At 66.1% G+C, this 4,188-nt stretch carries 4 protein-coding genes; 1 reads left to right on the top strand and 3 read right to left on the bottom strand.

Annotated features, from left to right (window positions below; all coding sequences use genetic code 11):
• Nucleotides 1–479 (top strand): GSU2403 family nucleotidyltransferase fold protein (locus tag CK944_RS21635; protein ID WP_256388181.1); only part of this gene is annotated, 479 nt, incomplete at its 5' end.
• 257 nt (nucleotides 480–736) lie between these two features.
• On the opposite strand, the gene CK944_RS21630 is transcribed toward CK944_RS21635, so the two are convergent.
• From CK944_RS21630 to CK944_RS21620, 3 genes are all read right to left on the bottom strand, one after another.
• Nucleotides 737–1,867, bottom strand: coding sequence for a M20/M25/M40 family metallo-hydrolase (locus tag CK944_RS21630; protein WP_103175112.1), 1,131 nt, complete (start codon nucleotides 1,865–1,867; stop codon nucleotides 737–739).
• Nucleotides 1,864–3,039, bottom strand: coding sequence for a M20 aminoacylase family protein (locus tag CK944_RS21625; RefSeq protein ID WP_103175111.1), 1,176 nt, complete (start codon nucleotides 3,037–3,039; stop codon nucleotides 1,864–1,866). Before CK944_RS21625 ends, CK944_RS21630 begins: the two co-directional genes overlap by 4 nt.
• Nucleotides 3,023–4,188: ABC transporter ATP-binding protein (locus CK944_RS21620; RefSeq protein WP_103175110.1), on the bottom strand; the 1,166-nt coding region annotated here is incomplete at its 5' end. The genes CK944_RS21620 and CK944_RS21625, both read right to left, overlap by 17 nt.

Below are 4,188 nucleotides of genomic sequence, written 5' to 3'. Positions count from 1 at the left end.
CTAATTTCTCACTGCCGTTCTCAATTGGCGGCACGCTGGAATTGGAGTTCCTGTCCCCCGTAGGAAGTGGGGGCGGCAGCTCGCATCATCATCCGGGGATTGGAGAGCGCGTCCAGGCCATCAGGTTTCTGGAATATTCCCTTGACGACCCAGCGACCGCAGTTTCGCTTTACCGCTCCGGCGTCAAGGTTCGGGTTCCTGCGCCGGAACGCTATGCCCTGCACAAGCTCATCGTGGCCCAACTCCGGGATGGTCCCTATCGTGAAAAACGTGCCAAGGATCTTGGTCAGGCGGAATGGCTCATCGGTGTCCTTGCCGAACGGCGCCCTTATGAGCTCTGGGCGGCTCTCGACAACCTGCTCAGGCGAGGTCCCAAATGGCGGAGGCTTTCGAAGCTTTCAGTCGAGGAACGCCCCGCCATCGCCGATCGGCTGCAAGCCATCGAAGAGGAGTTCGGGCCTGCCGGAGACGGGGACTGAGGCCGAACCGAACTGCAGGGCAGGTCTCGCGCGCCGGGGCTGCGGCTGAGCCGGTTTTGCTGGGCTCAGTCATTCCCGGGGCCAATGCCGCGGCGCGGTGCTCGGACATGTCGCAGGCCATGGCCGCCATGTTTCCGCCAGACGCGGACTATCAGCCCAACAAGGAAGCGAGCAGGCCGCATGACAGGCAGTTCATAACCTTCTGCACCCTGCAGTTCGGAATTCCAGAACCACCCCTCGCAAGGTAAGTCGGAACCTTAAGAAATCTGAGTCAGCAGACCTGCCGCCAGTCTGGCACGTTCCGGCAAGCTTGCGATCTCGATATGCTCGTTGAGAGTGTGAAGGCCCTTTCCTCGCACCCCGATCGAGTCCAGCGTGGGCACGCCCATGGCGCCCGTGAAGTTCCCGTCCGAGCCGCCGCCTGCGCTGCCTGCGGCAAGATCGAAGCCGATCTGGGACGACAACTGCCGTGCCAGATCGTAAAGCGCCATCGTGCCCGGCCGCGGTTCCCACACGGGCCGGGTGACGCCGCGGGTCACGATGAATTCCACCCCGTCTTCTTCCCCTTGAAGCGCCAGCATCGCTGCTACGCCTTTGTCCAGGTCTTCCTGCGTCTTGGCCATGCTCAGAACCTCGGCCCTGCAGGACGAGGAAACGCAATTGACCCATTGTCCGGCGTGAATGACGCCGACCGAGAAGGTGCAGTCGTCGGTCGTCATGGCCTCGATCTGCAGGATGCGTCTTGCCATTGCCGCGATGGCGGAACGGCCGTCCTTCAACGCCCAGCCGGCATGGCTGGGACGGCCCTGCGTCAGCAGGTCGAAGCGGGCGATGGCATAGCGGCCGATGACCGCGCCGCCGTCGGGGGACGCGGGTTCGGGGATCAGCACCGCGCGCTGACCACGGGCGGCGTCTTCGATCAAGCCGCGCGTGGCAGGGGTGCCGACCTCCTCGTCCGGGGTGAACAGGAAGGTGACGGGTAGGGGCGTGGTCAGGCCCGCCTTGCGGATCTGGCGCATGGCTTCCAGGAAGACATAGTTGCCGCCCTTCATGTCCATGATGCCGGGACCATAGGCCAGGCCGTCTTCGCAGCGGAAGGGCAGGGCGTTCAGCGTGCCGACGGGATGGACCGTGTCCATGTGGCCGGACACCAGGATCCCGGGCTTGCCTTGATCCGGGTGCGGAAAGCTCGCGCGGATCGAGGTGCCGAAACCCTGGGTGCCGGGGATCGTCTCGACCGTGGCGCCGATGGCCGCAAGATCGCGCGCGGCCAGATCCATCATCCGGCTGACGGCGGCGGCGTCCCAGGTGGGGCTTTCGCATTCGACCCAGGGGCGCAACCCCTTCAGCATCTCGTCTGCGTCGAAGGGCAGGTTCAGCGCGGTCATGCAGCACTCTCCAGCGGCAGGCGGCGTTCGATCAACCGCGCATAGATCGAGGCACCGACCGGCAGGATGGCCGGATCCAGCACGAAGCCGGGATTGTGCAGCGGCACGGTTCCCGCATGGCCCAGATTGCCATAGGCGCCAGGCACCTGTTGCAGCATGTCGGCGAAATCCTCGGACCCGGTAAAGGGCGCGCTGTCCGCATCGACCTGCGCCTCGCCCACCACATCGGCCGCGGCATGCGCCCAGGCGTCGGTCAGATCCTGATCGTTGAGCAGCACATCGAAGATCTCGCGGAAGTCCACGGTGACGGCGACACCATGGGCCTTGCCCATGCCCTCGCAGATGTCGCGCATCCGGGCCTGCATCAGGTCGCGTACCTCGGGCCGGAAGAAGCGGATGGTTCCCGCCAGCGTGGCCGTTTCCGGCACGACGTTATAGGCGCTGCCCGCGTGGATCTGGGTCACGGACAGGACTGCCTTGTCCAGCGGATCGACGTTGCGGCCGAGGATCGTCTGGAACTGTCCGACCAGGCCTGATGCCACCACCAGGGCGTCGTGCGACTGATGCGGCATGGCGGCGTGGCTGCCCTTGCCGCTGACGGTGATGTCAAAGAAGGATGCGCCTGCCATGGCCGCCCCCCGGCAGATCGTGGCCTGGCCCGGCTTGCCGTTGGGCTGGTTGTGCATCCCGTAAACCTCGTCCACCGGAAAGCGCTGGAACAACCCGTCGGCGATCATGCCGCGCGCGCCGCCCAGGCCTTCCTCGGCCGGCTGGAAGATGAACACGGCGGTGCCGTCGAAATTGCGCGTCTGGGCCAGGTATTTCGCGGCCCCCAGCAGCATCGTCGTATGGCCGTCATGGCCGCAGGCGTGCATCCTGCCCGGGTTCCCCGAGGCATAGTCCACCCCGCTGGCTTCCTGGATCGGCAGGGCGTCCATGTCGGCGCGAAGGCCCACCCGGCGATTGCCCTGACCGCGTCCATGCAGCAGCCCGACCACACCGGTCTTGCCGATGCCCTCATGCACCTCGTCCAGACCGTATTCGCGCAGCTTGGCCGCAACGATGCCCGCAGTCCGCACCTCCTCGAAGCCGAGTTCGGGGTTGGCGTGCAGGTCGCGGAAGACGGCTTCCAGATCCGGGGCGGCGGCGTCGATCTCAGGCAGGTTCGGCATGGTTCACCTTCGGCAATTCGCGGAAATTGTGGAAATCCCAGAAACGTCCGGGCGCGGCGTCGATCAGGGCGCGGGTATAGGAATGGGCGGGCGTGGACAGCACCCGGTCTGCGGGACCGTGTTCGACGACGGCGCCGCGTTGCATCACGATCACCTCGTCGCAGATCTGGGCCGCCACGCGCAGGTCGTGGGTGATGAAGACGATGGCGATCCCCAGGTCGCGCTGCAACTGATCCAGCAGATCCAGCACCTGCGCCTGCACCGACACGTCGAGCGCCGACACAGCCTCGTCCGCCACCAGCACGTCGGGGCGCATCATCACGGCCCGCGCGATGGCGATCCGCTGGCGCTGCCCCCCGGAAAACTGGTGGGGATAGCGCGCCAAGGCATCCTCGGGCAGGCCCACGACGCCCATCAGACGCGCGGCCTCGGCCAGGGCCTCTCGGCGCGGGGTGCCATAGTTCAGCGGCCCTTCGATCAGGCTTTCGGCGATGGTCCAGCGGGGGTTCAGCGACCGCATCGGATCCTGGAACACCACCTGCAGCTTCTGCCGGTGCGGGCGCAGGGCACGGCGCGAAAGATCCGCGATGTCGGTGCCGTCCAGCATGATCCGCCCCGATGTCGGGTCGATCAGCCGCATGATGCAGCGCGCGACCGTGGACTTGCCGGACCCGGATTCGCCCACGATCCCCAGGGTGCGCCCGCGCGGCAGGGTGAAGGTGACGTCCTTTGCGGCATGGGCCTGGGGCAGGGTCCTCAGGATGCCGCCGCCACCATAGATCTTGTTCAGCGATTCCACCCGCAGGACCGTATTGTCTGCCACCGCACGCGCCGCGCGGGGCGACAGGCTGGGGACCGCCGACAGCAGCTTGCGGGTATAGTCGGCGCGCGGCTGGCGCAGCAGCGTCTCGATGGGGCCATGCTCGACGATTTCGCCGTGCTTCATCACATAGACCGTGTCCGCGATCTCGGCCACGACGCCCATGTCATGGGTGATGAACAGCACCGCAGTGCCGTGTTTCTGTTGCAATTCGTCGATCAGCGACAGGATCTGCTTCTGCGTGGTCACGTCCAGGGCCGTGGTCGGCTCGTCCGCGATCAGCAGCACGGGTTCAAGCACCAGGGCCATGGCGATCATGATCCGCTGGC

It is taken from the genome of Paracoccus sp. SY (assembly GCF_002901215.1).
GTDB classification, from domain to species: domain Bacteria; phylum Pseudomonadota; class Alphaproteobacteria; order Rhodobacterales; family Rhodobacteraceae; genus Paracoccus; species Paracoccus acridae.
The sequence above is the reverse complement of the archived record's forward strand: the minus strand, read 5'-3'. Positions and strand labels throughout refer to the sequence as shown.

Bases quoted from the DNA above. Each gene is read 5' to 3' on its own strand.
- CK944_RS21630 (WP_103175112.1), bottom strand. From the start codon at position 1,867: ATGACCGCGCTGAACCTGCCCTTCGACGCAGACGAGATGCTGAAGGGG.
- CK944_RS21625 (WP_103175111.1), bottom strand. From the start codon at position 3,039: ATGCCGAACCTGCCTGAGATCGACGCCGCCGCCCCGGATCTGGAAGCC.